At 74.5% G+C, this 26,516-nt stretch carries 26 protein-coding genes; 9 read left to right on the top strand and 17 right to left on the bottom strand.

The annotated features are described in order from the left end of the window. Positions 1-121 precede the first annotated feature (121 nt). Entirely contained in the window at positions 122-895 is a 774-nt protein-coding gene (locus ACGFXC_RS03275; RefSeq protein ID WP_393708952.1) for a GntR family transcriptional regulator, read from the top strand. Between the two features lie 69 nt (positions 896-964). On the opposite strand, the gene ACGFXC_RS03270 is transcribed toward ACGFXC_RS03275, so the two are convergent. Both ACGFXC_RS03270 and ACGFXC_RS03265 read right to left on the bottom strand, forming a co-directional pair. After that, entirely contained in the window at positions 965-2,206 is a 1,242-nt protein-coding gene (locus ACGFXC_RS03270; RefSeq protein ID WP_393708950.1) for an MFS transporter, read from the bottom strand. Between the two features lie 122 nt (positions 2,207-2,328). After that, on the bottom strand, positions 2,329-3,135 hold the full coding sequence (locus ACGFXC_RS03265; RefSeq protein WP_393708948.1) for an alpha/beta fold hydrolase: 807 nt from the start codon (positions 3,133-3,135) through the stop codon (positions 2,329-2,331). A 140-nt stretch (positions 3,136-3,275) separates the two neighbouring features. Between ACGFXC_RS03265 and ACGFXC_RS03260 the strand changes: the two genes are divergently transcribed. Beyond that, entirely contained in the window at positions 3,276-3,962 is a 687-nt protein-coding gene (locus tag ACGFXC_RS03260; protein WP_393708946.1) for a GNAT family N-acetyltransferase, read from the top strand. A gap of 58 nt (positions 3,963-4,020) precedes the next feature. Here ACGFXC_RS03260 and ACGFXC_RS03255 read toward each other — a convergent pair whose 3' ends face one another. The 3 genes from ACGFXC_RS03255 to ACGFXC_RS03245 form a co-directional block, all read right to left on the bottom strand. Continuing rightward, the gene (locus tag ACGFXC_RS03255) at positions 4,021-5,049 is read right to left on the bottom strand and encodes a TolB family protein (RefSeq protein WP_393708944.1); all 1,029 of its coding nucleotides are present in this window, start codon (positions 5,047-5,049) and stop codon (positions 4,021-4,023) included. 234 nt (positions 5,050-5,283) lie between these two features. Beyond that, complete coding sequence (locus tag ACGFXC_RS03250; protein WP_393708942.1) at positions 5,284-6,546, bottom strand: MFS transporter; 1,263 nt, start codon at positions 6,544-6,546, stop codon at positions 5,284-5,286. Positions 6,547-6,548: 2 nt separating this feature from the next. Beyond that, positions 6,549-7,430 (bottom strand): alkaline phosphatase family protein, encoded by an 882-nt coding sequence (locus tag ACGFXC_RS03245; RefSeq protein WP_393708940.1) that lies wholly within the window; start codon positions 7,428-7,430, stop codon positions 6,549-6,551. Positions 7,431-7,696: 266 nt separating this feature from the next. Here ACGFXC_RS03245 and ACGFXC_RS03240 point away from each other — a divergent pair, with 266 nt between their 5' ends. Next, a complete protein-coding gene (locus tag ACGFXC_RS03240; RefSeq protein ID WP_393708938.1) occupies positions 7,697-9,205 on the top strand; it encodes an alpha/beta hydrolase in 1,509 nt (502 codons plus the stop codon). A 32-nt stretch (positions 9,206-9,237) separates the two neighbouring features. Here ACGFXC_RS03240 and ACGFXC_RS03235 read toward each other — a convergent pair whose 3' ends face one another. After that, a complete protein-coding gene (locus ACGFXC_RS03235) occupies positions 9,238-10,695 on the bottom strand; it encodes a carboxylesterase/lipase family protein (RefSeq protein ID WP_393708936.1) in 1,458 nt (485 codons plus the stop codon). Positions 10,696-10,800: 105 nt separating this feature from the next. Between ACGFXC_RS03235 and ACGFXC_RS03230 the strand changes: the two genes are divergently transcribed. Continuing rightward, entirely contained in the window at positions 10,801-11,127 is a 327-nt protein-coding gene (locus ACGFXC_RS03230; RefSeq protein WP_393708934.1) for a hypothetical protein, read from the top strand. Positions 11,128-11,249: 122 nt separating this feature from the next. After that, positions 11,250-11,534 (top strand): chaplin, encoded by a 285-nt coding sequence (locus tag ACGFXC_RS03225; protein ID WP_393708932.1) that lies wholly within the window; start codon positions 11,250-11,252, stop codon positions 11,532-11,534. A gap of 66 nt (positions 11,535-11,600) precedes the next feature. Here ACGFXC_RS03225 and ACGFXC_RS03220 read toward each other — a convergent pair whose 3' ends face one another. The 6 genes from ACGFXC_RS03220 to ACGFXC_RS03195 all read right to left on the bottom strand — a co-directional run bounded on the left by ACGFXC_RS03220 (position 11,601) and on the right by ACGFXC_RS03195 (position 17,051). Next, complete coding sequence (locus tag ACGFXC_RS03220) at positions 11,601-12,464, bottom strand: tyrosinase family protein (protein ID WP_393708931.1); 864 nt, start codon at positions 12,462-12,464, stop codon at positions 11,601-11,603. Between the two features lie 24 nt (positions 12,465-12,488). After that, positions 12,489-12,869 carry a tyrosinase family oxidase copper chaperone gene (locus tag ACGFXC_RS03215; protein ID WP_393708929.1) on the bottom strand — a complete coding sequence of 127 codons (381 nt, stop codon included), beginning with the start codon at positions 12,867-12,869 and terminating at the stop codon, positions 12,489-12,491. A 36-nt stretch (positions 12,870-12,905) separates the two neighbouring features. Next, the gene (locus tag ACGFXC_RS03210) at positions 12,906-13,610 is read right to left on the bottom strand and encodes a trimeric intracellular cation channel family protein (RefSeq protein ID WP_393708927.1); all 705 of its coding nucleotides are present in this window, start codon (positions 13,608-13,610) and stop codon (positions 12,906-12,908) included. A gap of 143 nt (positions 13,611-13,753) precedes the next feature. Continuing rightward, positions 13,754-14,875 carry an acyl-CoA dehydrogenase family protein gene (locus tag ACGFXC_RS03205; protein WP_393708925.1) on the bottom strand — a complete coding sequence of 374 codons (1,122 nt, stop codon included), beginning with the start codon at positions 14,873-14,875 and terminating at the stop codon, positions 13,754-13,756. After that, on the bottom strand, positions 14,872-16,062 hold the full coding sequence (locus ACGFXC_RS03200; RefSeq protein ID WP_393708923.1) for an acyl-CoA dehydrogenase family protein: 1,191 nt from the start codon (positions 16,060-16,062) through the stop codon (positions 14,872-14,874). Before ACGFXC_RS03200 ends, ACGFXC_RS03205 begins: the two co-directional genes overlap by 4 nt. After that, complete coding sequence (locus tag ACGFXC_RS03195) at positions 16,059-17,051, bottom strand: NADPH:quinone oxidoreductase family protein (protein ID WP_393708921.1); 993 nt, start codon at positions 17,049-17,051, stop codon at positions 16,059-16,061. The genes ACGFXC_RS03200 and ACGFXC_RS03195 overlap by 4 nt, the downstream gene beginning before the upstream one ends. A 361-nt stretch (positions 17,052-17,412) precedes the next feature. Between ACGFXC_RS03195 and ACGFXC_RS03190 the strand changes: the two genes are divergently transcribed. The 3 genes from ACGFXC_RS03190 (at position 17,413) to ACGFXC_RS03180 (ending at position 20,449) form a co-directional block, all read left to right on the top strand. Beyond that, positions 17,413-18,564 carry a hypothetical protein gene (locus ACGFXC_RS03190; RefSeq protein ID WP_393708919.1) on the top strand — a complete coding sequence of 384 codons (1,152 nt, stop codon included), beginning with the start codon at positions 17,413-17,415 and terminating at the stop codon, positions 18,562-18,564. A 124-nt stretch (positions 18,565-18,688) separates the two neighbouring features. After that, complete coding sequence (locus ACGFXC_RS03185; RefSeq protein WP_393708917.1) at positions 18,689-19,600, top strand: SDR family oxidoreductase; 912 nt, start codon at positions 18,689-18,691, stop codon at positions 19,598-19,600. A gap of 48 nt (positions 19,601-19,648) precedes the next feature. Then, positions 19,649-20,449: a hypothetical protein gene (locus ACGFXC_RS03180; protein ID WP_393708915.1), complete on the top strand. Its 801-nt coding sequence runs from the start codon at positions 19,649-19,651 to the stop codon at positions 20,447-20,449. On the opposite strand, the gene ACGFXC_RS03175 is transcribed toward ACGFXC_RS03180, so the two are convergent. The 3 genes from ACGFXC_RS03175 to ACGFXC_RS03165 form a co-directional block, all read right to left on the bottom strand. Then, positions 20,436-21,293, bottom strand: a complete 858-nt coding sequence (locus ACGFXC_RS03175; RefSeq protein ID WP_393708913.1) for an enoyl-CoA hydratase/isomerase family protein — start codon at positions 21,291-21,293, stop codon at positions 20,436-20,438. The two genes, ACGFXC_RS03180 and ACGFXC_RS03175, sit on opposite strands and share 14 nt — an antisense overlap. 31 nt (positions 21,294-21,324) lie before the next feature. After that, on the bottom strand, positions 21,325-22,089 hold the full coding sequence (locus ACGFXC_RS03170) for a PIG-L deacetylase family protein (RefSeq protein WP_393708911.1): 765 nt from the start codon (positions 22,087-22,089) through the stop codon (positions 21,325-21,327). Positions 22,090-22,227: 138 nt separating this feature from the next. Further along, entirely contained in the window at positions 22,228-23,313 is a 1,086-nt protein-coding gene (locus ACGFXC_RS03165) for an S-(hydroxymethyl)mycothiol dehydrogenase (protein WP_393708909.1), read from the bottom strand. A gap of 592 nt (positions 23,314-23,905) precedes the next feature. Between ACGFXC_RS03165 and ACGFXC_RS03160 the strand changes: the two genes are divergently transcribed. After that, entirely contained in the window at positions 23,906-24,679 is a 774-nt protein-coding gene (locus tag ACGFXC_RS03160) for a transglycosylase SLT domain-containing protein (protein WP_393708907.1), read from the top strand. Between the two features lie 16 nt (positions 24,680-24,695). Here the strand turns inward: ACGFXC_RS03160 and ACGFXC_RS03155 are convergent, their stop codons facing one another. Both ACGFXC_RS03155 and ACGFXC_RS03150 read right to left on the bottom strand, forming a co-directional pair. Next, complete coding sequence (locus ACGFXC_RS03155) at positions 24,696-25,301, bottom strand: response regulator (RefSeq protein ID WP_393708905.1); 606 nt, start codon at positions 25,299-25,301, stop codon at positions 24,696-24,698. Next, a complete protein-coding gene (locus ACGFXC_RS03150) occupies positions 25,298-26,512 on the bottom strand; it encodes a sensor histidine kinase (protein ID WP_393708903.1) in 1,215 nt (404 codons plus the stop codon). The genes ACGFXC_RS03155 and ACGFXC_RS03150 overlap by 4 nt, the downstream gene beginning before the upstream one ends. Positions 26,513-26,516 lie beyond the last annotated feature (4 nt).

Here is a 26,516-nt window from a genome sequence, read left to right as displayed (position 1 = left end):
CTTACTGGTCAATAGTGGTCTGGTGTGGTCTTGTCGGTGTGGGCGAAGGGGTATCGAAGGTCCCCCTCCATGCAGGCCTTCGGTCCCGAACCAACTGGTAGCAGGTGGTATGGTCTTGCTCATGACCGACGACGCCTCCCCCGGCACCGCGCCCCCGGCCCTCCAGGACGGCGGCGCCGAGCCGCTCTGGGCGCGCGCCGCCGACCGGATCCGCGAGGAGATCGCCCGGCGGGGCCTGTCCGAGGGCAGCAGGCTGCCGCCCGAGCGCGAGCTCTGCACCCGGCTGGACGTCTCCCGCGTCACCCTGCGCCGGGCCCTCTCCCACCTGGTGGACCAGGGGCTGGTCACCTCCTCGCACGGCCGGGGCTGGTTCGTGTGCGCGCCCACCGCCCCCGCGCCTGCCCGGGACTGGCCCGAGGACCTGGAGTCCTTCACCGCCACCGCCCGCCGCAAGCACATGCGCCCCGGCTCGCTGGTGCTGCGCCACGACACGGTGGCCGCCACGCTCGACGACGCGGAACGCCTCGGGGTCCCGGCCGGGACCCCGCTGATGCGCCTGGAGCGCGTACGTCTGCTCAACGACGTACGGATCGCCCTGGACCGCACCCTGCTCGTCGCGGAACTCGCGCCCGGCCTGGACCGCAGCGACTTCCGCGAGGCGTCCCTCTTCAACGAGCTGCGCCGCTGGGGCGTGTCCCCGGAGCGCGCCGAGGCCACCATCGAGGCGCGGACCGCCGACGAGACGCTCGCCGGGCACCTCGGGATCGCCCCGGGCGCGCCCGTGCTCGTCCTCGGGCAGACCGTGTACACGCGCGATCAGCGGCCCCTGCTGCTGTCGACGGTGGAGTACAGCGGGGACCGCTACCGGCTGCGCACCACCCTCCGGACAGGCTGACACGGACGGCCGCCCCGCCCGGACCGCCATTGGACTCCGGGCGGGCGGCGAAAGACCCGCATCCCGTCCCTACGCGGGCGCCCCGTCGGCGGCCGGGGCCGGGGCCGGACCACGGGCAGCGCTCGCCCGGCGGGCCGCCGGGCCCATCGCGTACGAGGCGGCCAGCAGCACGGCGCCGAGCAGCAGCCAGCCGGGGATCCCCCACAGCAGGAGCAGCGCGGTCAGCAGCATCGGCCCCAGGGTGCGGGCCACGGGCACCCCGGTGCCGAAGAAGCCCTGGTACTGGCCCATCCGCTCGGCCGGGGCCAGCGAGAAGCCGATCTGCCAGGACCCGGCCGACTGCCGCATCTCGGCGTCGGCCTGGAGCACCGCGCCCGCCACGAGCAGCGCCGCCGCCACCCACCCGGCCGTCGGCAGCGCGGCGGCGGCGAAGACGGCGCAGGACAGGGCCATCAGCAGCCCGGAGGTCCGCAGGGCCCGCCCGGCACTGTCGAGGTCGCTCACGCCCCGGGCCGTCCGCACCTGGAACAGCATGACGGCGAGGGTGTTGAGCACGAAGAGCGCCGACACCAGCCACCCCGGGGCCTCGGTCCGCTCCACGATCCACAGCGGGATGGCCAGGCTCAGCAGCGGCATCCGCAGCAGCAGGACGGCGTTGAGCAGGGTCACCAGCGCGTACGGCCGGTCGCGGAGCACCGCCAGCCGGGGCTCCCCCGCCGTCCGCCCGGGGACGGGGGCCACCGCGGGCAGGCCCAGCAGCAGGGCCGCGCAGACCAGGAAGCCGACCGCGTCCAGGGCGAAGACGACGAGGTAGGCCGTCTCGGTGCCGGCCCCGAGCGCCAGTCCCCCGAGGGCCGCGCCGAGCGCCAGTCCGGCGTTGAGCGTGGACTGGAGGTGGGCGAGCAGGCCGGTCCGCTCCGCCGGGGGGACGAGGCCCGCCAGCAGGGCCTGCCGGGCGGCCGCGAGCCCGCACTGGGAAACGGCGTAGAGGACCACGGCGCACAGGAACGCCCCGAAGGAGCGGACGAACAGGAAGGAGGCCACCGATCCGGCGGTGGCCAGCGCCAGCAGTACGGAGGTGCCGCGCGGTCCCCGCCGGTCGGCCAGGGCCCCCAGCGGAACCCCGGCGACCGAGCCGACGGCCCAGGCGAGGGTCAGGCCCAGGCCGATCCGGGCGGGCGAGAGGCCGACGACGCCGGTGAAGTAGAGCGCGGAGCACACGTAGTAGGCGCCGTCGCCGACGGAGTTGGCCAACTGGGCGGCGGCCAGGCGGCGCGGCGCGCCGGGCGCGGGCAGGAACCGTATCGTCACCGCCCCATTGGATCAGCCGGGCGGCCCGCCGGGGCGGTCCAATCGGGGATGTGTCAGATGGGCCACTCTCCGGTCCGACGGCCGGTCCGCGGCCGGTCCGCGGCCGGTCCGGCGGAGCGTCCTCACAGGCCCGCGAGGAACTCCAGCAGGGCCCGGTTGAACTCCTCGGGCCGCTCGACGCCCGGCAGGTGCCCGGCCCCCTCGATCACGGCGAGCCGGGCGTGCGGAACGAGGGCGCACATGGCCTCGGCCTCGGCCACCGGTGTGTAGACGTCGTCGGCCCCGACCAGCACCAGGCAGGGCACGGCCGCGGGCAGGGCGGCGAGCACGGGCCGGTAGTCGGGCCGCTCGGCCCGTCCGCGCAGGGCGGCGGCGGCCCCCTTCGGGTCGGTGGCCCGCATCATCGCGCCGACCTCGGCGGCCGCCGCGGGCAGCCCGGTGACGTTGTAGGGCGCCAGCATCTTGTCGATGACCTCTTCGGCGTAGGGCGCCATGCCCTCCGCGAGGAGCCGCTCGGCGAGCGCCCTGCGGAACGTCGCGCCCTGCGGGGTCTCCGGCGCCGGGGAGGTGTCACTGAGCACGAGCGCCCGTACCAGACCCGGGTGGCGCAACCTGACCTCGAGCGCTACCTGCCCGCCCATGGACACTCCGCCGACGACCGCCTGTTCGATGCCCAGCCCGGCCAGCAGGGCGGCCAGGTCGTCGGCGAAGTCCGCGAGCGGGGTCTTCTCCGCCGAGGCCGGGTTCTCTCCGTATCCTCGCAGGTCAGGGGTTATGACCCGGTAGCCCGCGCAAGCCAGGGCAGCCGTCTGGCGGGACCACATCGCACGGTTGAACGGATGTCCGTGGATCAGGATTACGGGCGCTCCGTCGCGGGGACCCAAGTCATCGAAAAACGATGTCGCGCCATTGCCGAATTGGGGGTTCATGAGAGGACTTTAAGGGGCTACATTGAGCCACTCGCGTTCACCTGACAGCCCGTTGCCTTTCACCCGCGTTTTGCGCGGGGGGTGACGTCAGGAGCGCAGACTGTGCAACCACCCCACCGCCCAGAAGGACCGAAGGCTCCGTGCCCGTACCCGTACTCCTCGCCGGCCGCTCCGTGCGGCTCGAGCCCCTCGCCCCCCACCACACCGAGGCCCTGGCCAAGGCCGGGGCCGAGGATCGTACGACTTACGCCTTCACTCCCGTGCCGCACGGGTTGCAGGCGTCCCACGAGTACATCGACCGCGCCCTTTCCGAACAGGCAGCAGGTCGATCGCTCGCGTTCGCCGTGGTCAGAGCGACTGACGGGCGGGTCGTCGGTTCGACCCGGTTCCTGGAACTCGACTACTGGCAGGGTCCGCTGGTCTGGCCGGCGGTGCCCGGGGTCCCCTTCGGCGATCCGGCGACCGCGGTCCCCGATGCCGCCGAGATCGGGAACACCTGGCTGTCGCCGGGCGCCCAGGGCACCGGGATCAACACCGAGGCCAAACTGCTCATGCTCCGCCATGCCTTCGAGACCTGGGGCGTGCGCCGCATCTCACTGCGCGCGGACGCCCGCAACGGGCGCTCGCGGGCGGCGATGGAACGGCTCGGTTTCACCTGTGAAGGGGTGCGCCGGGCGCATTCGCGGGGCCTGGACGGCGCGGTGCGCAGCACGGCCTTCTATTCGGTGCTGGACGAGGAGTGGCCCGGTGTGCGCTCCGTGATCGAACTGCGGCTGTCGGGGGCCCAGCCCCGCAAGCGCCGTCGCAAGACGCTGATCCCGGCGTAACGGTCCTGCGGGCCGTTCGCCCGCTACCGCCCCGGCCCTCCCCCGGCCTCCCCGGCGCTCAGCCGAGGAAGGCCGGGGCGAGGGCCGAGTCCATCAGCCGGGCGGGGGCGCCGCCGCCGTCGGCGGGCAGGGAGTAGAGGTCGGCGCCGAAGTCGCCGGGCAGGGAGTAGACGACCGTCCGGTCGTCGGTCCACACCACCTGGTCGTCCACGCTGCGCTCCTCGGCGAGCGGGGTCTCCGCCATCGTGGCCAGGTCGAGGACGTAGAGCCGCCACGGCGCCTCGGCCGGCAGCCCGGGCACCCGCTTCTTGAACACCAGGCGGGTCCCGTCCGGGGAGAGCGAGGGGCATTCGAGGTTCTCGCGCAGGGTGGTCACCGTACGGGCGGCGAGGTCGCCGCGGACGAGGTAGGTGCTGCCGCCGGTCGCGAGCGTCGCGTAGAAGGTCTGTTCGTCGGCGGCGAAGGTGACCCCCCAGAAGTTCACGTCGGCGTTGCGGTACGCCGCACCGTCCTTGCGGATCGTGAAGTCCTCCAGCGAGGCGTCGTAGCGGCCGGTGCGCAGGTCGAGCAGCGAGGTGCGGGTGGAGAAGTTCGTCCCGGCGTACGAGTCCCCGCCGACGAACACCGTCCAGGCGACGAGGTGGCCGCCGGGCGAGACGCGGGCCCGGGTGGGGATGCCGGCCAGGGGGCGGCTGGCGGTCTCCTTGAGGTGGGAGTCGAGGACGACGGCCCGGTAGCTCTCCTGCACCGCGCCCTGCTCCGAGCGGAGGCAGATGCCGGTGCCGGCGGCGGAGTGGAAGCGCAGGCACTTCACCCCGGAGGCGGTACGGGGGCCCCCGGGCGCGTCCGCCGGGACGGTGGCGAGCTCGTCGCGGAACGGGCCCCAGGCCATGTTGCGGAAGACGATGCGCCGCCCGCCGTCGGAGGGGGCCAGGGTGACCGGCCCGTGCGAGACGGCCGGCCCGCCGGCGCGGGGCTGGTTCTTCTCCTCGGCCCGCGAGGAGGCCCGGGCGAAGGCGAACACCCCGACGGCCGCGAGCAGGACGACGGCCGTGACCAGGATCAGGATCCGCCGCCCCGTGGTCATCACGGACGGCGGCGGCCCGGAGGGCGCCGTGGGGGGTGTCGCGGGGGGTGTCGCGGGGGGTGTCGCGGGGGGTGTCGTGGACATGGGGACCTTTCGGGGAGCGGTTGGGGCGTCCGGGGCGGATCGTCACGGTCCTGTCGCGCCGGCGGAGGGGACGAAGGAGTGACGACGGCCCCAGGTCGGGCCCGCGGCGGCCGGCGCGGGGCGGGGCGGGCCCGATCCGGAGGAGACGGCCTAGGCGTCGTCGGGCCGGAGCCGGACCACGCAGGCGACGGCTGCGGCGAGCAGGACGGCGGCCACGGCGAGGGCGGGGCGCGCCCCCCACACGGTCCAGGCGGCGCCGAAGCCGAGGGAGGCCGCGAACCGGGCGAGCGCCTGGCCGGTCTGGACGAGGGCGAGCCCGCCGCCCCGGTGTTCCTCGGGGACGGCTCCGGCGGCCTCTGCCATGAGCACGCCGTCGGTGGCGGCGTAGAAGCCGCCGTGCAGCAGGAGCACCGCGTAGGGCAGGGCGGGGTGCGTGCCGCCCACCAGGAGGAGTCCGTAGACGAGGAGCAGCGCGAGGTGTCCGCCGAGGAAGACGCGGCGGCGGCCGACGCGGTCGGCGAGCCGGCCCAGGGGCAGCGCCAGCAGGAAGAAGGCGGCCGCGGTGCCCAGCGGAAGCAGGGCGAACCAGCGGTCGGCGATGCCGGTGGCCCGCTGGAGCAGCAGGAAGACGAAGGCGTCGCTGACGGTGCACAGGCCGAGCAGCAGCGCGCCGAGGCTGATCCGGCGCAGGTCTCGGCGGCGCAGCAGGCCGAGGGAGGCGCGCAGGGAAACGGGTCCGGCGGCGGGGGCGGGAACGGCGCGGCGGCCCGGTACGAAGAGGACCAGCACCAGCACGCCGAGGGCCGCGACGCAGGCGCTGGCGGTGAAGACGGCGTCGTAGCCGTCCGCGGCTCCGCGCAGGATGAGGAAGGCCAGGAGCGGCCCGATCAGCGCGCCGGCGGTGTCCATGGCCCGGTGCACGCCGAAGGCCCGGCCGCGTTCCGCGGGGGCGGCGGCGAGCGAGATCAGTGCGTCGCGCGGGGCGGTGCGCAGGCCCTTGCCGGTGCGGTCGAGGGCGAGGACGGCGCCGATGGCGGGCAGGGTGTGCGCGAGCAGCAGGAGCGGCTTGCACGCGGCGGAGAGGCCGTAGCCGAGGCCGGCGAGGGCCTTGTGGCGGCCGAAGCGGTCGCCGAGGTGGCCTCCGGTGAGCCGGACCAGGGCGCTGACCCCGTTGTAGAGGCCGTCGAGCAGTCCGAATCCGAGCGGGGAGAGGCCCAGTCCGGCGACGAGGTAGAGCGGGAGCACGGCGGTGACCATCTCGGAGGAGACGTCGGTGATCAGGCTGACCGTGCCGAGGGCGAGGACCGTGGGGGCGAGGGCGGCGCGCCGCCCCGGGCGGGTGCCCGGGGCGACGGCCGGTGTCTCGGGGGCCACGGCGGGCGCGGGGGTACCGCGACTGTCCGCGACGTACATGATCAGGAAGCCCAGATCCCCGTGATGTCCTTGGCGGTGGCGGCGTTGCCGGCGTGGGTGCTCAGCCCGGCCAGGCCCTCCAGCGTCCGCAGCACGTCGTAGTGGTTGTAGGTGGTGCTCGACGTGGAGCCCGGGGTCACGGGCTGGCCGTAGAGGACGGTCGGGATCTTGTTCCCGGCGAGCCGGTTGTCCTCGTCGAAGGTGACGACGAGCAGGCTGTTGTGGGTCTTGGCCCAGTCCGCGTAGGCCTTGAGGTTGTTCTTGAGCCAGGTGTCGCCGGTACCGACCGAGCAGTCGTGCATGTCGCTGCAGAGGTTCGGGACGACGAAGGACACCTTGGGCAGGGTGGTGTAGTCGGTCGGGAACTGCGTCATCGTCTTGGCGGTGCTGGTGGGGACGTTGGAGAAGGCGAACCAGGGGTTGTGCTTGCGGGCGTAGTTGCCGCTGGAGCAGGTGGTGGAGCCCTGGCTGGGGAGGGTCTCGTTGTAGCTGCCCCAGCTCTTGCCGGCGGCGATCAGCTCGGAGGCCAGGTTCGGCGCGGAGCTGAAGCCGGGGGTGTAGCAGCTGTCTCCGGTGACCCCCTGGTTGGAGCCCGAGAAGAGCTGGAGGTAGTTGGGCTGGCTGGGGTGCGTGATGCCGTAGGAGTTGGAGAGGCTGGCGCCACCGGTCTTGAGCGCGTTGATGTAGGGGGCGCTGGAGCTGCCGATGACCTGGTTGTAGGCGTGGTTCTCGAAGACCACGACCACGACGTGGTCGGGCGCGGGCAGGCCCGCCGCGTGCGCGGGCTGGGCGGCGCCGATGCCCGCCCAGGCCGCGGTCGCGGTCGCGGTGGCGGCGAAGGCCGTGGCCAGGGCGGTCTTACGACGGGACCATGAAGCGGTCATGCCAAACACGGGACATACCTCCGGGCATGGGGGATCTCTTGGGGGCGGCGGCGCGGACGCACCATACCCAGGGGCATGTGCATGGGCCAGGGACAGTCGGCCAACAACACGGGAACTCCGCTGACCGTTCAGGCGATGGGCAATGCCATGGCCCAAGAAAAGCCAAGAGTCGGAAAAATACGGAACCCGGACGCACTATCGTTCATCATTCGAACGGAAGCAGTCCACCCCCCGACGGGGCAGCAACAGCCGGAGAGCCAGCTCACATGTCGTACGAACCCGACGGGCAGTACCAGCCGCCGTACCGGCCGGAAGGGCCGTACCCGCAGCAACCCCCGAACGGTCAGCAGCAGGGCCGACAGCAGGGGCAGCCGCAGTACTCGCCCCAGGGCCGGCCGCCGCAGGGCCGCCCCCCGCAAGGGCCGCCGCAGGGTCAGCCGCAGTACGGCCGCCCCGGGTACGGGCAACCGCAGCAGGGCGGGCCCCAGCAGGGCCGCCCGCCGCAGGGCCGGCCGCCGTACGAGGGGTCCCCGTACGGCCAGTCCCCGTACGGGCAGGACCAGTACGGGCAGCAGGGCGCCTTCGACTCGCCCACCCGGCGCCAGCCCGACTACGAGCGCCCCGACTACCAGCAGCCTTACGAGCAGCCGCACCACCAGCAGCAGCCGCCGCCCCCGTACGACGGCTCCGGGTCCGGCCAGGGGTACGGCGAGGAGCCGCCGCGCCGCAAGTCCAAGGCCAAGCGGTGGATCATCGCGGGCGTCTCGGTCCTGGCCCTCGCGGGCATCGCCGCGGGCGCGATGAGCTACTTCGAAATACCTCCCTTCACCGACAAGGGCAAGGCCGTCTCCTTCGGCGACACCCCGGGCGGCGACAAGGGCCCGGCGGCCAAGCCGGCCGCGAACTCGAAGATGTCGATGCCCACCGGCCCGAAGACCGAGTTCAAGAACGCCTCGACGCTGAGCGACGGCACGCAGATCGGCGTCGCCACCATCACCGGCAAGAAGTCCGGCTTCACGGGCAAGGTCTGGGTCTGGGCGCCCAAGGAGTACAACGACCCGAAGTACGCCAAGAGCGGCTTCCCGGTCATGATCGCCCTGCCCGGCGGCGCCGGCTACCCCATGAACTACTGGATGGGCACCGACCTCGGCCTGCAGAGCAGCGTCAGCAAGTGGTACGCGGAGGGCAAGGGCAAGCCGTTCATCCTCGCCATGCCCGTGCTGAACCCGGGTCCGGACGACAAGGGCGTCTACTGGGACGGCTCCGACATCCCGGGCCAGCCCAAGATGGGCACCTGGCTGACCGACGACGTCCCGGACCTGATGCGGGAGAACTTCCGCACCATCAAGTCCCGCGACGGCTGGGCCTACATGGGCTCCTCCACCGGCGGCTTCGCGAGCCTGAAGGCCGTGCTGAAGTACCCGGAGAAGTTCAAGGCCGCGATCTGCTCCGGCCCGGACATCGTGCCCGACTCCTCGCTGTGGAAGGGCCACGACAAGGAGAAGGCCGAGAACAACCCGGAGCTGCTCGCCAAGCAGCTCATCGACAAGAAGGGTCCCGACGTCTACCTCGCCTTCCAGGTCGGCGACAACGAGAGCAACAAGAAGACCCTGCCGGACGTGCAGAAGTTCGTCGCCACCTACACCAAGGGCCCCATCCACACCAGCCTCAGGGTGATCCCGGGCGGCCAGCACAACGCCAAGACGTACGTGCCGAACATGGGCCTGGGACCGATGGAGTTCATCAGCAAGGTCATGGAAGGCCCCGTGGAGTAGTCCCCGCCGCTCCCGGGATCCCGCGCCCGCCGCTACGGGGTGAGCACGGCCCCGCCGTCGGGTTCCACGCCCCGCACCGCTTCCCGCTCCGGCCCGCCGAACACCTTCGGCGGGCCGCTGCCGTTCCAGGGCGCCCAGCCGGGGTCCCCCGACACGGCGAACCCCACCCAGGCCGCGTGCATCTCGTCGGCCAGTGCCTGCGGCGCGTCGGGCCCGGCCAGCCACGCGGACTCCGGGACGCCGAGCGTGTCGAAGACGAAGCCCAGCTCCAGGGCGTGGCAGGCGCCGAGGCCCGGTACGCCGCTGGGCCAGGCGAACTCGTACAGGTGGCTCGGGCCCGGCCGCCCGGGTCCGGCGAGCCGGCGCAGCGGATCGCGCAGCAGCCGGTCGGTGAGCAGCGCTCCGGCGAGGTCGGCCGGTCCGGCCGCCGGTACGGTGGCGCGCAGCGCCCGTACGGCGGCCCGGTCCTTGCCGCTGCGGATGCGGCCCAGCGCCACGGCCAGCGGACCCAGCCGGTCCAGCAGCCGCGCGGCTCCGGTCGGCGCGAGCCAGAGCCGGTGTTCCTGGGCGGTCCAGCCCAGCAGCAGCGGCAGCTGCGAAGCGGCCGCCGCCTCCAGCGGGTCGCCGGGCAGGGTGGCGGGGTCGGTGACCAGCCCGAAGGCGGGGCCGCCGAGCACCGGGGAGGAACGGCGCAGCACGGCCTCCTGCGCGGCGAGCAGCGCGGGCATCCCGGCCGCCCCGAAGGCGGCGGCGGTGGCGGGCACCTTGAGCAGCGAGGCCATCCGCCGGACCATGGCCCGCACCTTCTCGCGGGGCAGCGCCTCGGGGGCGCCGCTCTGCAGGACGGCCCGGGCGAAGAGGCCCGCGGCGCGCGGGGCGGCCAGCAGGGCGCCGATGCTGATGGCTCCGGCGGACTCGCCGAAGACGGTGACGCGGGCGGGGTCGCCGCCGAAGGCCGCGATGTTGTCCCGGACCCATGCGAGGGCGGCGATCTGGTCGAGCAGGCCGCGGTTGGCGGGGGCGTCGGGGAAGAGGCCGTAGCCGAGGACGCCGAGCCGGAAGTTGACCGAGACGAGCACGACCCCGTCGCGGGCGAAGGCGGAGCCGTCGTAGACGGGAACGGCGGAGGAGCCGCGGGTGTGGGCGCCGCCGTGCAGCCACACCATCACCGGCAGCCGGGCCGCGCGCGCCGGGTCGGGGGTCCACACGTTGACGGTGAGGCAGTCCTCGCCGGGGATCTGCGGATCGGGCAGCAGGCCGGCGAAGGGCTCGGGGTAGGGCACCTTGGGGGCCGTGGGCCCGAACGCGCCGGCGTCGCGTACGCCGTCCCAGGCGGCCGGGGGCGCGGGGGCCGCGAAGGCCAGGGCGCCGACGGGCGGGGCGGCGTAGGGGACGCCCCGGAAGACCGCGGTGCCGCCGGCCTCCCAGCGGCCCTCCACGGTGCCGTACGCGGTGCCGGCCCGGGGCCGCCCGCCGCCCGCTGCGTCCATCCGTGCCTCCCTCGCGCGTCTGCTGCCCTCCGGGGCACATTCGCACAGGCGTGCCGGGGGTGACAAGGCGTGACCCGCCGCGGGGCGGGGCGGGTTGGACCGGCCATGCGAGCCCTTGCGATTCCCCGCGCACCACGCGTCCTGTCCGTCCTGCTGCTGGCCGCGGCCGGCGCGTCGGTGGCTGCGGCCCCGGCCACGGCGGCCGGTCCCGGCTTCCAGTACGTGGGCCAGGACGACCAGGTCCACGGCCTGACCTCCCCGAAGGGGTGCGTCGAGGCGGAGGGCGGCGGCGGCCGGGCCGTCACCAACCGCACCCACGGCACCGCGACCCTCTACCGCGAACCGCACTGCGCCGGGACCGCCGTGGCGGTGCTGCCGCCCGGCACGGTCACCCAGGTGCGCCCGTACTTCGCCTCGGCGGCTTTCGGGTGACCGCCGCCCTTCGGGTGACCGGTTGGGCACCCGGGCCGTGACCACTCGGCCCCCGTCCGCGTTGTATGCCATGTCAAATGCCACAGATTCTGTGGCGCCCCACATCTCACGAGGAGATCTTGATGTCGCGTATCGCGAAGGCGTTCGTCATCACCGCTGCTGCCGGTAGCGCCCTGGCCGCCGGTGCGGGTCTGGCGGCTGCCGATGCCGGAGCGGAAGGTGCGGCGGTCGGTTCCCCCGGTGTCCTGTCGGGCAACCTCCTCCAGGTTCCGGTCCACGTCCCGGTCAACGTCTGCGGCAACACCGTCAACGTGATCGGCCTGCTGAACCCGGCCTTCGGCAACACCTGCGTGAACGCGTCGGGTGGCGGCGGCGACCACCACACCGAGGGCGGCTACGGCGGCTGACCGGCCCCGGCTGACGGACCGGGAGGGGCCCCCGCCGGACGGCGGGGGCCCCTTCGCGTGCCCGGGTCACTCGTAGCGGTAGAGGCCCCGATGGTCGGACATCTCGCGGGGAGACACGTTCCAGGGGGGCATCGGCTCGTCCCGGGCGATCACCCGGCCCCGCTGGAGGTCGCCCAGCGCCAGGGGGGCGGCCGGCAGGTAGCCGGAGTCGGGGTGGCGCTGCTGCCAGCGGTCCCAGATCAGGTCCACGAACGCGTGGTGGAGCCAGAAGGCCGGGTCGTTGGGGGCCGTACCGCCGGTCATGTGGCCGCCGACCCACTGGTGGACCTTGTTGTGGTTGCGCCAGCGCTCGCTCTTGGGCGCCGCCCAGCCCTCCAGCTTGTTGCGGAACCCGCCCCCTGCGGAGGTGGAGTCCCAGGGCGCGCTGTCGTAGACGGGGTCGTCGACGGCCCACTGGAGTTCATCGGGGGTCGGCAGGGCGATCGGGTTCCCCGGGCGGCCGAGGTTGCGGGTGAGGAAGGGCGCCTCGGAGACTCCGACGGTGACGGTCCAGTTGCCGCGCTCGTGGGCGAACGGCCCGGTCATCACCTGCCGGTCGCCCTCGCGGCCGGTGCCGCCGAGGAAGTCGTCGGCCCAGAGGGAGGACACGGGGCTGCTGTCGGTCGTCCAGTCCCAGTACGGGATGGTCACCCCGGGATCGACGGCGCGCAGCTCCTTCTCGAACTCCAGCAGGTAGCGCCGGTGCCAGGGGAAGAACGACGGCGACATGTGCCCGACGCGCAGTTTCCGGTCCCGGTCGGGCACGAAGTACTTCTCGTGGGTGCGCACGAACGCGTCGTACGTACCGTTGCGCTTGAGCTCCAGCACGGCGGCCGTGAACCGCTTCTTCTGGGCGCTGGTCAGGTCCTTCTGGTTCTGCCGGGTGTACACGGCGGGCTCCTCCCGAGACGTCCGTCAGCCGTGGTGCGGGGCGCCGGTGGCCAGCGCGGTGGTGCCGAGTTCGTCGACGGCGGCGCGGGCCAGCTCCAGCGGGGTCGCGTAGGACTGGAAGTGGTTGATCCCGCTGAGGTAGCTGCCGTCCGCCCGGCGCATGACGTGCAGCGGCCGGCCGTCGATGCGCACCGCCGCCGAGGCCAGGTCGACGCTGATGTGCCGGCCCCGGTACGTCTCCTCGGTGAGCGGCGCCGGGGTGAGGGTCTGGCGCGGGCGGCGGGCCCTGAACACCGGGGCCAGGACCGCGGCGGTCGCGCCGCAGACGGCCGCGGTGAAGGCCGTGCGCAGGACCGTGCGGCGGGTGAGTGGTGCGGCGGCTGTGGCGGCTGCGCTTGCGGTCATGCGGTCTCCCTCGCTCGGCGGTGCGCGCTACGGGGACTAACGCGGGGTGGCGGACGAGGTCACCTCCCGGGGCGGCCCGGCTTCGGCCGGCGCGCCCGCGGCCGGGGCGCCGGCCCCCGCCGGGGCGGATCGGGCGGGGGCGGGCCGCAGGCGCGGCAGGTGCAGGCCCCGGAAGATCGCGGCCAGCCGGAGCACGAAGACCAGGCCCGCGGAGACGGCGGCGGCGACGGTGGCCGGGGCTCCGGCCCGGTGCAGGGCCAGGTAGCAGGCCGCCCCGGCCAGGGCGGCGGTCGCGTAGACCTCCTCGCGCAGCAGCAGGGGCGGGAACTCCCCGCACAGCACGTCCCTGACCACCTCGCCGGTGACTCCGGTCAGCACCGCGAGGATGAGGACGGCGACGGGGGTGACGTGGGCGTCGATCGCGGCCCGGGCGCCGATGACGGTGACCACGGCGAGCCCGACGGCGTCGACGACCATGAGCGTGCGGTGCGGGAGCCGGCGGCGGCGCAGGTAGAGCATGGTGGCGGCGGCGACGGTGGCGATGAGGACGAGCAGCAGCCAGTCCCGCGTCCAGTAGAGGGGCTGGCGGCCGAGGATGAGGTCGCGCAGGGTGCCGCCGGAGATGCTCGCCGCGAAGGCGAGGACGAACCCGCCGAAGGCGTCCATGGCGGCGCGGTGCGCGGCGAGCACCCCGGAGGCGGCGAAGGCGGCGATGCCGAGGAGGTAGAGGGCGTGCAGCATGGCGCCTCCTTCAGGGGCGGACGGCGTACGGACGGCCCGCCCAGGCTGCCGCACGCCACCGCCCCCGGGCATCGGCCGGACGGCCCTCCCCGCCTCGGCCGGACGGCCGGGGCGGGGAGGGCACGGCCCGGGCCCGGGAGCCGCTACGCCGCGGGGGCGGGGAGCTCCGCGAAGTCCGCCACCAGGCCCTGGTGGTGGCCGGTGGTGCCCAGGGCGAGGGAGTCGGCCTTGGCCCGCTTGAGGTAGAGGTGGGCGGGGTGTTCCCAGGTCATGCCGATGCCGCCGTGCAGCTGGACGCACTCCTCGGCGGCGAGGACCGCGACCCGGGAGCAGTGGGCCTGGGCCACGGCGACCGTGAGCGGGGCGTCGGGAGAGGCGGTGGCGAGGGCGTCGGCGGCGGCCCGGGCCGCCGCGCGGGCGGAGGCCACGTCGAGCCAGAGCCGGGCGAGGCGGTGTTTGAGGGCCTGGAAGGAGCCGACGGGCCGGTTGAACTGGTGGCGGTCGCGGACGTGCGCGACGGTCGTGGTGAGGCACCACTCGGCGATCCCGAGCTGCTCCGAGGCCAGCAGTCCGGCGCCGGAGAGCAGCGCCCCGGCGACGGCCGCCCGCGCGGTCGCCGGGTCCGCGAGGCGGGAGGCGGGGGCCGCGTCCAGGGTGACGGTGGCGAGCGGTCGGGTGAGGTCGAGCGGCACGGCCGCGGTCAGGGTGACGTCGGCGGCCCGGACCGCGTGCAGTCCGGTGTCGGCCAGGACCAGCAGGACGTCGGCGGCCACCGCGTCGGCGACGGAGGTGACGGCGCCGGTCAGGGTCCCGCCGCCGGTGTCGTGCGGCGCTCCCGGCAGCGGCGCCCCGGGGGCCTGGGTGAGTGGGAGGGCGGGGACGCAGACGCTCCGCCCGGCCGCCAGGTCCCGCAGCAGCGCGGCGGCCTCGGCGGTGTCGCAGCCGAGGAGGATCTCCGTGGCGAGGACGGAGCTGGTCAGGTACGGGACGGGGGCGACGGCCCGGCCGAGCTCCTCCAGGACCACGGCGGCCTCCCGGTGGCCGGCGCCCGCCCCGCCGAGCTTCTCGGGGACGAGGAGGCCCGCGGCGCCGATCCCGGCGGCGAGCGTGCGCCACAGGTCCGGGTCGTGGGGCCGGCCGGTCTCGGCCCGGGCGAGGACCCGCTCGGGGGTGCAGCGGTCGGCGAGCAGGGACCGTACGGCGGAGCGGAGTTCCTCCTCGGTCTCGGAGTAGAGCAGGTCGAGGGGGGCGCGCGTGCCGGTCATCGGGCGAGGTCCTTCCAGGCGATGTCCTTGTCGTCGCGCGGTTCGGCGGGCAGGCCGAGGACGCGTTCGGCGACGATGTTGAGGAGGATCTCGCTGGTGCCGCCCTCGATGCTGTTGCCCTTGGCGCGCAGGTAGCGGTATCCGGCGTCGCGTCCGGTGAAGTCGACGGTCTCGGGGCGGCGCATGGTCCAGTCCTCGTACAGGAGGCCCTCCTCGCCGAGGAGTTCCACCTCCAGTCCGCTGATCTCCTGGTTGAGGCGGGCGAAGGTGAGCTTCATGCCGCTGCCCTCGGGGCCGGGCTGGCCGGCGACGAGCTGCTGGCGCAGCCGCTCCGCGGTGAGGCGGGCGACCTCGGCCTCGACCCACAGGCCGAGGAGCCGCTGGTGCAGGGCGTGGGTGCGCAGGGCGGGCCGTTCGCGCCAGGCCGCGGCGACGGGGGCGATCATGCCGCCCTCGCGGGGGACGCGCATGCCGCCGATGGAGACGCGTTCGTTCATCAGGGTGGTGCGGGCGACGGCCCAGCCCTGGCCGACGGCTCCCAGGCGGTGGGCGTCGGGGATCCGCACGCCGGTGAGGAAGACCTCGTTGAACTCGGCCTCGCCGGTGATCTGGCGCAGGGGGCGGACCTCGACGCCGGGGGCGTGCATGTCGCACAGGAAGTAGGTGATGCCCTGGTGCTTGGGCAGGGCGGGGTCGGTGCGGGCGATCAGGATGCCCCAGCGGGCGGTGTGGGCGCTGGAGGTCCACACCTTCTGCCCGTCGACGACCCATTCGCCGGCGCCCTCGTCGAGGACGGCGCGGGTGGCGAGGGCGGCGAGGTCGGAGCCGGCGCCGGGTTCGCTGAAGAGCTGGCACCAGACCTCCTCCCCCACCCACAGGGGACGCAGGAAGCGGCGTTTCTGCTCGTCGGTGCCGTAGGCGAGGATCGTGGGCGCCGCCATGCCGAGGCCGATGCCGATGCGGCGGGGGTCGTTGTCCGGGGCGCCGGCGGCCTCCAGGGCGGCGTCGACGACGACCTGGAGGGAGCGCGGCGCGCCGAGGCCGCCGAGGCCGTCGGGGTAGTGGACCCAGGCGAGTCCGGCGTCGAAGCGGGCGCGCAGGAAGTCCGCCGGGTCGGTGGTGGCGGGCGGGTGGGCGGCGAGCAGGTCCCGGACGCGGGCGGCGAGGTCCTCGGCGGTGGCCGTCATCGGGCGGCTCCGTCCGGGGCGGGTGCGGCGGGCAGGGAGGGTACGACGACCAGCCGGCCGGTGGTCGCTCCGTCGGCGAGGCGCTGTACGGCGTCGGCGGCCCCGGCGAGCGGGACGCGTTCGCTGACCAGCGGGGTGATGAGGCCCTCGGTGGCGAGACGGGTGAGTTCGGTGTGGCAGGCGAGGATCGCGGCGGGGTCCTTGGCGGCGTACAGGCCCCAGTGCAGGCCGAGGATGGCGTAGTTCTTCACCAGGGCGTGGTTGAGGGCGGGGGCGGGGATGGTGCCGCCGGCGAAGCCGACCACCACGATCCGGCCCTCGAAGGCGACGCACTTGGCGGAGGCGGTGTAGGCGTCCCCGCCGACCGGGTCGTAGACCACGTCGGCGCCGCGTCCGGCGGTGAACTCCTTGACGCGGGCGACGACGTCCTCGGCCGTGCGGTCCACGACGAGGTCGCAGCCCAGTTCCGCGGCGGCGCGCACCTTGGCCTTGCCGCCGACGACCCCGATGACGGTGGCTCCGGCGGCCTTGCCGAGCTGGACGGCGGCGCTGCCGACGCCGCCCGCCGCGGCGTGGACGAGCAGGGTCTCGCCCGCGCGCAGCCGGGCCCGGCGGTGCAGGCCGAACCAGCCGGTCTGGTAGCCGATGTGCAGGGCGGCGGCCTGGGCGTCGTCGAGGGAGTCCGGGGCGGGCAGGAGGGCGCGGGCGGGGGCGGTGACGTACTCGGCGAACCCGCCGTGCGGGAGGCTGGGGTTGGCGATGACGCGGCGGCCGTCGCCGGTCTCGCCGCAGATCTCGACGCCGGGGGTGAAGGGCAGGGGCGGCCGGATCTGGTACTGGCCGCGGACGAGGAGCGCGTCGGGGAAGTTGACGTTCGCCGCGAGCACCCGGAGCCTCACCTCGCCCTCGCCGGGCACCGGCTCGGGTACCTCTTCGAGGCGCATCGCCTCGCGGGGCTCACCGGTCGTGTGTACTCGCCATGCCTGCATCCGGGGCCTCCAGCCGCCGTCGAGGAACCACGCTCGGCGGCATACTAAGCGGTCGCTTGACGTCCTGGGAAGCCTCGGCGGGCCCGGCCGCGGTCATGGGCCCGGCCCGCGACCACGGCCGGGCCCATGACCGCGGTCCGGCGCCACGGGGAATGCGGGACGGCCGCCTCCGGAAATCGGACGGCCGAACGCCGGGTGAATGCGGTGCGCTGGATATAGCATCAACACGCCGGTTTCATCCGGCATATGACGCGATCTGGGGATCACGCGCGCCCGGAGTGCACGCCGCTCCAGGCGCGCGGTCGCGCCACCACGTACGCAGTACGTCACACCGCACCGCACCGCACAGGGGGAAACCACCATGAACGGCACGCCCAGCAGAAGGGCCGCCTCGGCGGCCGCCGCAGCGGTCGTCCTCGCCGGGATCGTCACCGCGGCCGGCCCGGCCTCCGCCGCTCCGTCCGCCGCCGCCTGCACGCCCAAGGTCCAGGTACTGGGTTCCATCGGGTCGAGCGTCTACAACCCGGGCGGCCCCCAGGCCGACAGCGTCCTCGGCCTCGGCAAGGGCAACCTGTCCGTCGGCGTCTCCGGCGGCCTGCCCGTGTACTGGACCGGCACCACCCTCCACAAGGTGCCGCTGACCGCTCCCGCCGCCAGTGGCGAGCTGGTCGCCGTCAACAAGGGCGGTCTGATGGTCGGCCGCGCCTTCACCACCGGGGGCGGCGGCTACCTGTTCACCTACCGGGCGGGCGCGGCGGCGATCACCCCGCTGCCGGGGGCCGACGAGCTCTACGGCGACGCCGACGTCAACGACGCCGGGTACGTGGTCTCGCGCAACCGGGCGGGCGTGGGCCTGGTCTGGAAGGACGGCCAGAAGGTGCGCGAGCTGGCGCCGCCGGCCGACGCTCCGCCGCACGCCCTCGTCGACCTGGTGACGGGCATCAACAACAAGGGCGACATCGTCGGCACCGCCAAGGTGGACCACTACGACTCCGACCACGACCAGCAGCTGTGGGAGAGCATCCCGGTGCTGTGGCCGGCCGACGGCGGCCCGGCGAAGTCCCTCGCGCCCAGCGGCGGCGGCACCTACCAGGAGAGCCGCGTCACGGACGTCGACGAGGGCGGCCGCGTCGTCGGGTACGACTGGTACGGGCCGGGGTACGCGTACAAGCCCTGGACCTGGGCGGCGCCCTACACCGCGCCCGGCACCTCCCCCGGCACGCTGACGCCGTTCCCGTACGGCACCTTCGAGGCGGTCAGCCCCACCGCCAACGTCAGCGTCGGCACCGCCAAGTTCCACCCGGACGAGCCGACGCGGGCCGACCAGGCGCAGCTGTGGAAGGGCACGGGGCCGGTGCTCGCCCTGCCCCGGCTCGCCGCGGACCGGCCCAGCACGGCCACCGCGGTCGCCGACGACGGCCGGGCGGGCGGGGCCGCCGTCAACGCGAAGGGCAAGCTGAAGCCGGTGATCTGGACCTGCGCCGCCCAGCAGGCCTACCTGCCGCAGCCGTAGGTCGGCTCTTTCGGATCGTGCCGGCGCGGGTCGGGCACGATCCGGAAGGGACGGCCTCGGGCACCCCCGCGGCCGTCCCGTCACGGGCATGGCGATCTGAGCGCCCGCGCGCTATCGATGCCCCATGACGGACAACGCCAGGACCCACGCCCCGCGCGGCCTCCCCGCGCCCCCGCCGCTCGGCGCCGCCGCCCTGCCCCCCGGTACGTACGCGGGGCAGGTGGTCCTCGTGACCGGCGGCGGCACCGGGCTGGGCAAGGCCATCGCCGCCGAGTTCGCCCGGCTCGGCGCCGGTGTGGTGATCGCCGGCCGCCGGGCGGAGCAACTGGCCGTCGCCTGCGGGGAGCTGGCGGCCCTGCCCGGCGCGGGCAAGGTGGCGGCGGCCGTCTGCGACATCCGGGACCCCGAGCGGGTCGCGGAGGTCTTCGACGCCGCCGAGGCGGCGCTCGGCGCGCCGGACGTCCTGGTGAACAACGCGGCCGCGAACTTCCCCTGCCCGGCGGAGGACCTCTCCCCCAACGCCTGGCGGGCGGTGGTGGACACCACCCTCACCGGAACCTGGTTCATGACGCGGGAGTTCGCCCGCCGCCACCTCGCGGCGGGCACCCCCGGCTCCATCGTGAACGTCGGCGCCTCCTATGCCTGGACGGGCGGACCGGGCTTCGCCCACAGCGCCGCCGCGAAGGCCGGGGTGAAGAACCTCGTGGAGACCCTCGCCGTCGAATGGGGTCCGTACGGAATCCAGATCAACGGCCTCGTCCCCGGGCTGGTCCCGCACGAGGACATGACGGCGGACATCCGCGGCGGCCTGGAGCGTTCCGCACCCGGGGCCAAGGACTCCCGGCAGCCCGCGCTGCGCGTGGGCGCCCCCCGCGAACTGGGCTGGGCCGCCACTTTCCTGGCTTCGCCCTACGCCCGCTTCGTCACCGGGCACACGCTGGTCGTGGACGGGGCCAACTGGCAGCGCCGGTCGCTGGTCCAGCCCGCGGTGGTCCCGGTCCGCGACCAGCTGGGCCGGGGTCCGTTCAGCCCGTGAACGGCCGCCACCAGCGGCGATGTCAGTGGGGGCTGCCAGGATGCGGCCATGACCCTCGCTGACATGACCTTCGCGCGGTGGCGTGCGCTCGATCCCGACGCCGCCCGCCGCTTCGCCGCCGACGCCGCCGCGCGGGCGGACGGCCGGCTCCGCTCGTTCGAGACCGTCGAGCACCTCGGCGGCCCCTTCCACCGGGCGCTGATCGAGCGCGGGGGCCGCGCGTTCGCGCTCGTACCGGGCGGGCGGGTGCGGCTCGGGTTCGATCCGGACGCCTGGCGGCCGACGCCCGCCCAGGAGGCCTCCTACGCGGCGAGCTTCGCGGAGGGATACGGCTACGGGGCGCCCGACCTCACCGCCCACCTGATCCGGGAGCTGAGCCCGGCGCGCACGGCCGAGACGGCCGCCCTGCTCGTCGCGGTGCGCGACGAGCCGGCCCCCGAGCCTCCGGACGGGCTCGCGGAGGCACTGGCGGCGGACGGGCTGCGGCTGCCCGCCGCCGACGAGTGGGAGCACGCCTGCGGGGCCGGCGCCCGGACCCTCTTCCGCTGGGGCGACGCGTGTCCGCTCGACGAGGCCCCGTACGGGGACGGCGGGATCCGCGGCGAGCCGAACGCCTTCGGGCTGCGCATCGCCTACGACAGCTACGCGGCGGAGTTGAGCCAGGACCGCGGGGCCGTCCACGGCGGGGACGGCGGCAGCGCCGTGTGCGGGGGCTACGGCAGGCTCCTCGGCTGGCTGCCGCTGGCCACGGCCCACCGCAACCGGGACATGGCCGAGTTCGCCTACGGCCCGGACGGGGAGTACGCCTGGGACAGCTTCTCCGTGCGGCCGGTGCTCACGCTCCCCTGAAACGCGGGGGCCGCCGGTCGGCCCGGGCCCCGTAACCCTCTCGGGAGTCCTCGGAGGTGAGGGTGAGGGCGGCGGTCATGGCGACCCGGTCCAGGGCGGCCGGCAGGGCAGCGTCGGCGTACGCGTCGATGCCGCGCTTGATGCCCTGGACGGCGAGCGGGGCATTGGCCGCGATCTCCGCCGTCAGCGCCAGCGCGGTCTCCTCCAGCTCCTCCGCCGGGACCACCAGCTGGACCAGGCCCCGGCGTTCCGCCGTCGCGGCGTCGATCCGGCGGCCGGTGAGGGCCATGTACTTGGCCCAGCCCGCGCCCGCTTCCCGGGCCACGCGCAGATCGCCCCCGGCGTCCACCGCGACGCCGAGCCCGGCCTCGGGGAGGGCGAAGACGGCGTCCTCGGCGGCGACCCGGACGTCGGCCATGAGGGCGAGCTCGAAGCCGAAGCCGAGGCAGTAGCCCCGGACGGCGGCGACCACCGGCTGCGGGAGCCGGGCCAGGACGGCGAAGCGCTCGTGGACCCAGCGGATGCCCTCGTAGTAGTTCCGGGTCCGCTCGGCGGGCGAGTCCCCCGTGATGGCGCCGCCGGGCGCGGTGACGTCGATGCCCGCGCAGAAGGCCCGTCCCTGCGCGCGCAGCAGCACCGCGCGCACCGCCGGGTCGAAGCGGATCCGGTCGGCCAGCAGCCCCAGCTGCCGGGTGGATTCCCAGCTCCAGGCGTTGAGCCGGTCCGGCCGGCACAGGGTGAGGAAGGCGATGCCGTCCTCGACCTCCAGCCGGACCCGCTCCTGCTCCTCGTCGATCTCCGTGGAGACGGTGTCGATCACCTTGTGCCGCACCCCCGCACTCATCTGATGGAACGTCAGATTACGGGGCGGCGGGTCAGCGGGGGAAGACCTCGAACGCCACCGCCGGGCGGCCACCGAAGCGCTCCGCGACCCGTTCGGCGTTTCCGGTCAGGAAGGTACGTACGTATTCTTCCGGGTCCTGGTCGGTCAGCACCTCGATGTACGCCTTGTGCTCCATCAGGGACTTGACGGAGCGTTCCAGGCCCGGGCCCGCGTCGGAGGCGTGGGTGGGGGTGGCGGTGCCGGCCACCGCGACCCAGCGCACACCGTCCCAGGGCTCCAGCCCCCGCTCCGAGATCAGCTCGGGGAAGATCCAGCGGTTGCCCGCGTCCCCGGCGGCGTCCAGGGTGGCTCGGCCGACGGCCTGGTGGTCGGGGGTGTTCCAGTAGCCCCCGCCACCGGGGCCGCCCCAGGTCTCGCGGTGGTTCAGGGTGATGACCAGCTCGGGACGGTGGCGCCGGATCGCCGCCGCGATGTCGCGGCGCAGCCCGAGGCCGTACTCGATGACCCCGTCGTGGTGGTCGAGGAACTCCACCGTGGACACGCCGACGACCGCGGCGCTCGCGCGCTGCTCGGCCTCGCGCACCGGGGCGCACTCGGCCGGGGCGAGGGTGTCGATGCCCGCCTCGCCCCGGGTGGCGAGGACGTAGACGACCTCGCGGCCGCCGTCCGTCCAGTCCGCGATGGCGGCGGCGCAGCCGTACTCCAGGTCGTCGGGGTGGGCCACCACCGCGAGGGCGCGCTTCCAGTCGGTGGGCATGGGCTGCAAGGGCGGCTGCTGATCGGCTCGTTCGCTCATGGTCCGCACCCTAACGAACGGGCTCCCGGCGGTGGTGGCGGCGGCGCCGGGCGGACGCCCGGGGGCCGGCCCGCGGGCGCCGCCGCGGACCGGTCCCCGCCGGAGCGGGCCGGTCGGGGCGGGCCGGTCGGGGCGGGGTCAGAACTCGACCACGGAACGGAGCACCTCACCGCGTTCCATGCGGGCGAAGGCCTCCTCGACCCCGTCGAGCGCGATGGTCTCCGAGACGAACGCGTCGAGGTCCAGGCGGCCCTGCAGGTACAGGTCGATCAGCAGCGGGAAGTCCCGCTCGGGCAGGCAGTCCCCGTACCAGGAGGACTTCAGCGCGCCGCCCCGGCCGAAGACGTCCAGCAGCGGGAGTTCGAGCTTCATCTCCGGCGTCGGTACGCCGACCAGCACCACCGTGCCCGCCAGGTCGCGGGCGTAGAACGCCTGCCGGTAGGTCTCGGGGCGGCCGACGGCCTCGATGACGACGTCCGCGCCGTTGCCGCCGGTCAGCTCCTGGACGGCCTTGACCACGTCCTCGGTGCCCCCGTTGACGGTGTGGGTGGCGCCGAGACCGCGCGCCCACTCCAGCTTCCGGTCGTCCAGGTCCACCGCGATGATCTTCGAGGCGCCCGCGAGCCGCGCGCCGGCGACCGCCGCGTTGCCCACGCCGCCGCAACCGATGACGGCCACCGAGTCCCCGCGCCCGACGTTGCCGGTGTTGATCGCGGCGCCGAGGCCGGCCATGACCCCGCAGCCGAGGAGGCCCGCGGCGGCCGGGGAGGCGGCCGGGTCCACCTTGGTGCACTGCCCGGCGGCCACCAGCGTCTTCTCCGCGAAGGCCCCGATGCCGAGCGCCGGGGAGAGCGGGGTGCCGTCCTCCAGGGTCATGGGCTGGGTCGCGTTGTGCGTGTCGAAGCAGTACCAGGGGCGGCCCCGCTTGCAGGCCCGGCAGGTCCCGCACACCGCGCGCCAGTTGAGGACCACGAAGTCCCCGGGCGCGACGGAGGTGACGTCGGGGCCGACGGACTCGACGATCCCGGCCGCCTCGTGCCCGAGGAGGAAGGGGAACTCGTCGTTGATGCCGCCCTCGCGGTAGTGCAGGTCGGTGTGACAGACCCCGCAGGCCTGGATCTTGACCAGGGCTTCGCCGGGCCCCGGGTCGGGCACGAGGATCGTGGTCGTCTCCACCGGTGCGCCCTTGCTCCGCGCGATGACCCCTCGTACGCGATGCGTCACGTCGTACCCCGTTCTGTGCTGTCCGTCCGGATCGGTCTGGATCATCGAACGTACACGGGTGCCGACCGGCACGGGAGCCGTGTCGCGCCTTCCGCGCGCGGAGCGACCGGATCAGGTGGTGCGGTGGCCCGGGGCGCGGGTGCGGGTGCGGCGCGGGTGCGGGCGCCCCCGTCCGGCGACCCTCGAACGGTTGGCCGGAATCCGACGGCTCCGGCCGCCCGGAAGGGTGCGGAATGGGCGATTCGCCGCCATCGCACCGGTCGCCCGAATCGGGAGTGTCCGGAGGCTAATTGACCGTATTGAACGCGCCCTCCGGGCCGGGCTCCACACCGTGAGTTGAGTCACGCCCGCCGGTTCAACATCAATTTCCCTGCCGCGTCGATTCCCTTTTCCCGGAAAGGGAATCGGGACTTTCCCCCGGACGCATTCAAGGTCATCAACCGGACCGTCGAAGGGAAGTCGATCTCCCCCGGGAATTCGCGTCTTGTTCCGGCCGCGCGCATTCGCCTACGGTCACCCTCATTCCCGGCGGCCGTGTGCCGAATCAGGCCCCGCCGAGGCTCTCCCGTACCCCCACGTGAGGAAATGCGCCATGTCCGCAAAGGGTAAGCACCGCCGGCCGAAGCAGCACCCCCTCGCCCGCCGCCTGGCCTTCTTCGGCACCGGCGGGGCGGCGCTCGCCCTCCCGCTGATCGGCGCGACCACGGCCGGTGCGGCCGTGGCCCAGCCGGTCGCCGCCGCCGCTCCGAGCGCCCTCGCGCGGACCGCCGCCCAGCCGGCCCTGCTGCCCGTCGTCGAAAAGGCGGCCGGGGCTCCGGCCACGTATTCCGTGATCGGCGGCGACACCCTTTCGAAGATCGCCGCCGAGCACGCGGTGAGCGGCGGCTGGCAGGCCCTCTACGCGGCCAACCGCACCGCCATCGGGGCCGACCCGTCGGTGATACGCCCCGGCCTCGAACTGAGCCTCGGCGCCGCGGCCAAGGCCGCCGCCACCGCGGCGGCGGCCACGACCGCGACGGCGGTGCCGGCCACGGTGACTTCGTACGGGAACAACCTCGACGGCTGGATCCGCCAGTCGCTCGACATCATGGCCCGGCACGGAATTCCCGGCAGCTACAACGGAATTCACCGCAACGTGATGCGCGAGTCCTCCGGCAACCCGCTCGCCATCAACAACTGGGACTCCAACGCGGCGGCCGGAATCCCCTCCAAGGGCCTCCTCCAGGTCATCGACCCCACCTTCCGCGCCTATCACGTACCGGGCACGCCGATGGACTCCTACGACCCCGTCGCCAACATCACCGCCGCCTGCAACTACGCGGCCGCGCGCTACGGCTCCATCGACAACGTCAACGGCGCCTACTGACCGGCCCACCCGTCGCTCAGAGCCAGCCCTGGCGGCGGGCCGCGCGGACGGCCTCCATGCGGTTGCGGGTACCGGTCTTGCCGATGGCGGCGGAGAGGTAGTTGCGCACGGTCGACTCCGACAGGTGCACCCGGCCCGCGATGTCGGCGACGGTCGCCCCGTCGGCGGCCGCGTTCAGGACGTCGGTCTCGCGCGGAGTCAGCGGGTTCGGCCCGGCGCCGAGGGCGGCGGCCGCCAGGGCCGGGTCGATGACGGTCTCCCCGGCCAGCGCCCGCCGCACGGCCGCGGCCAGTTCCTCCACCGGGCCGTCCTTCACCAGGAACCCGGCGGCCCCGGCCTCCATCGCCCGGCGCAGGTACCCGGGCCTGCCGAAGGTGGTCAGGATCAGCACCCGGCAGGCGGGCAGCCGCACCCGCAGGTCGGCGGCGGCGTCGAGGCCGCTGCGGCCCGGGAGTTCGATGTCGAGGAGGGCCACGTCGGGCCGGGCTTCGAGCGCGGCGGGCACGATCTCGTCCCCGGCCGCGACCTGCGCCACGACCTCGATGTCCGCTTCCAGCCCGAGCAGCAGGGCGAGCGCGCCGCGCATCATGCCCTGGTCCTCGGCCAGCAGGACCCTGATCATCGGTTCTCCCCGTCCTCGTGACCCCACGCTTCCACCGGCAGTTCGGCGGTGACCCGGAAGCCGCCGCCCGGGGCCGGACCGCTGCGCAGGGTGCCGCCCGCCGCGGCGAGCCGTTCGCCGAGACCGGTGAGCCCGCTGCCGGGCGCGGCCGAGCCTACGCCGTGTCCGTCGTCCGTGATCACCAGCCGGGCCCGCCCCCCGGCGGCGGCGGTCAGCTCGATCGCGCAGCCGGCCGCGCCGCTGTGCCGGATGACGTTGGTGGCGGCCTCACGGACCACCCAGCCCAGCAGGGCCGCCGTCTGGGCGGGCAGCGGGGGCCCCGACCGGCGGACGGAGGGCTCGATGCCGGCGGCGGTCAGCGCGCTGCGGGCCCGGTCCAGTTCGGCTTCCAGGCTCGCGTCGCGGTAGCCGGTGACGGCCTCCCGGATCTCGGTGAGGGCGTGGCGGCCCACCGACTCGATGTCGCGGACCTGTTCCAGGGCCGCGTCCATGTCGCGGGGGGCGATCCGGCGAGCGGCCTCCGACTTCACGACGATCACCGAGAGGGTGTGGCCCAGCAGGTCGTGCAGGTCCCGCGAGAAGCGCAGCCGCTCCTCGTCCACGGCCGCCCGGGCCAGCTCCTGGCGGGTCTCGCGGAGCTCCTTGACCGTCCCGGACAGGGCCAGCAGGGCGGCGGTGACCATCCCGGACAGGAAGGTTCCGTAGGCGATGCCGATCGCGCTCAGCCCCTCCTGCCGGCCCGCGATGACCCCGGCCACGGTGGTCACGAGGATCATCACCTGGCCGAGCCGGCGGCCCCGCAGGACCGCACCGGTGGCCAGTCCCAGCAGCGGGAAGAACAGCAGCCAGGTGCCGCCGTAGGCCAGGGCGAGGGCGCAGGTGACCAGCCCCAGCGCGAGCAGGCACCAGCGGGTGACGGATGCCTCGCGCGCCCGCTGGTGGAAGGCCCGGAACACCAGCGTGACGTAGAGGGAGTTGAAGACGAGCAGGCCCATGGCGCCGACCCAGGGGTTGGGGGTCTTGCCCTGGACGATGTTGGAGACGGCTCCCATGCCCAGCAGCAGCCAGGGCAGCAGGGTCAGGGCGTTGCGCGGCAGCATCGTGCCGGGCAGGTGGCCGGGGTCCTCGCCGTCCGGCCGCCCCGCCGCTCCGCAGGCCGTGCCGGTGCCGGTGTCGGTGTCGCGGTCCGTTGTGCGCCGCTCGCGTGTCATGCCT

It is taken from the genome of Streptomyces sp. NPDC048507 (assembly GCF_043199995.1).
In the GTDB taxonomy this organism is placed as follows: Bacteria; Actinomycetota; Actinomycetes; order Streptomycetales; family Streptomycetaceae; genus Streptomyces.
Note: the sequence above shows the minus strand (reverse complement) of the source record. Positions and strands in the feature narration are given on the sequence as shown.

What these genes read in the sequence shown, in the direction of transcription:
- ACGFXC_RS03185 (WP_393708917.1), top strand. Translation starts at nt 18,689, where the DNA reads ATGACGGACAACGCCAGGACCCACGCCCCGCGCGGCCTCCCCGCGCCC.
- ACGFXC_RS03230 (WP_393708934.1), top strand. Translation starts at nt 10,801, where the DNA reads ATGCGAGCCCTTGCGATTCCCCGCGCACCACGCGTCCTGTCCGTCCTG.
- ACGFXC_RS03225 (WP_393708932.1), top strand. Translation starts at nt 11,250, where the DNA reads ATGTCGCGTATCGCGAAGGCGTTCGTCATCACCGCTGCTGCCGGTAGC.
- ACGFXC_RS03235 (WP_393708936.1), bottom strand. Translation starts at nt 10,695, where the DNA reads ATGGACGCAGCGGGCGGCGGGCGGCCCCGGGCCGGCACCGCGTACGGC.
- ACGFXC_RS03245 (WP_393708940.1), bottom strand. Translation starts at nt 7,430, where the DNA reads ATGACCGCTTCATGGTCCCGTCGTAAGACCGCCCTGGCCACGGCCTTC.
- ACGFXC_RS03150 (WP_393708903.1), bottom strand. Translation starts at nt 26,512, where the DNA reads ATGACACGCGAGCGGCGCACAACGGACCGCGACACCGACACCGGCACC.
- ACGFXC_RS03155 (WP_393708905.1), bottom strand. Translation starts at nt 25,301, where the DNA reads ATGATCAGGGTCCTGCTGGCCGAGGACCAGGGCATGATGCGCGGCGCG.
- ACGFXC_RS03265 (WP_393708948.1), bottom strand. Translation starts at nt 3,135, where the DNA reads ATGAACCCCCAATTCGGCAATGGCGCGACATCGTTTTTCGATGACTTG.
- ACGFXC_RS03160 (WP_393708907.1), top strand. Translation starts at nt 23,906, where the DNA reads ATGTCCGCAAAGGGTAAGCACCGCCGGCCGAAGCAGCACCCCCTCGCC.
- ACGFXC_RS03215 (WP_393708929.1), bottom strand. Translation starts at nt 12,869, where the DNA reads ATGACCGCAAGCGCAGCCGCCACAGCCGCCGCACCACTCACCCGCCGC.
- ACGFXC_RS03200 (WP_393708923.1), bottom strand. Translation starts at nt 16,062, where the DNA reads ATGACGGCCACCGCCGAGGACCTCGCCGCCCGCGTCCGGGACCTGCTC.
- ACGFXC_RS03175 (WP_393708913.1), bottom strand. Translation starts at nt 21,293, where the DNA reads ATGAGTGCGGGGGTGCGGCACAAGGTGATCGACACCGTCTCCACGGAG.
- ACGFXC_RS03180 (WP_393708915.1), top strand. Translation starts at nt 19,649, where the DNA reads ATGACCCTCGCTGACATGACCTTCGCGCGGTGGCGTGCGCTCGATCCC.
- ACGFXC_RS03240 (WP_393708938.1), top strand. Translation starts at nt 7,697, where the DNA reads ATGTCGTACGAACCCGACGGGCAGTACCAGCCGCCGTACCGGCCGGAA.
- ACGFXC_RS03190 (WP_393708919.1), top strand. Translation starts at nt 17,413, where the DNA reads ATGAACGGCACGCCCAGCAGAAGGGCCGCCTCGGCGGCCGCCGCAGCG.
- ACGFXC_RS03255 (WP_393708944.1), bottom strand. Translation starts at nt 5,049, where the DNA reads ATGACCACGGGGCGGCGGATCCTGATCCTGGTCACGGCCGTCGTCCTG.
- ACGFXC_RS03195 (WP_393708921.1), bottom strand. Translation starts at nt 17,051, where the DNA reads ATGCAGGCATGGCGAGTACACACGACCGGTGAGCCCCGCGAGGCGATG.
- ACGFXC_RS03205 (WP_393708925.1), bottom strand. Translation starts at nt 14,875, where the DNA reads ATGACCGGCACGCGCGCCCCCCTCGACCTGCTCTACTCCGAGACCGAG.
- ACGFXC_RS03250 (WP_393708942.1), bottom strand. Translation starts at nt 6,546, where the DNA reads ATGTACGTCGCGGACAGTCGCGGTACCCCCGCGCCCGCCGTGGCCCCC.
- ACGFXC_RS03170 (WP_393708911.1), bottom strand. Translation starts at nt 22,089, where the DNA reads ATGAGCGAACGAGCCGATCAGCAGCCGCCCTTGCAGCCCATGCCCACC.
- ACGFXC_RS03275 (WP_393708952.1), top strand. Translation starts at nt 122, where the DNA reads ATGACCGACGACGCCTCCCCCGGCACCGCGCCCCCGGCCCTCCAGGAC.
- ACGFXC_RS03210 (WP_393708927.1), bottom strand. Translation starts at nt 13,610, where the DNA reads ATGCTGCACGCCCTCTACCTCCTCGGCATCGCCGCCTTCGCCGCCTCC.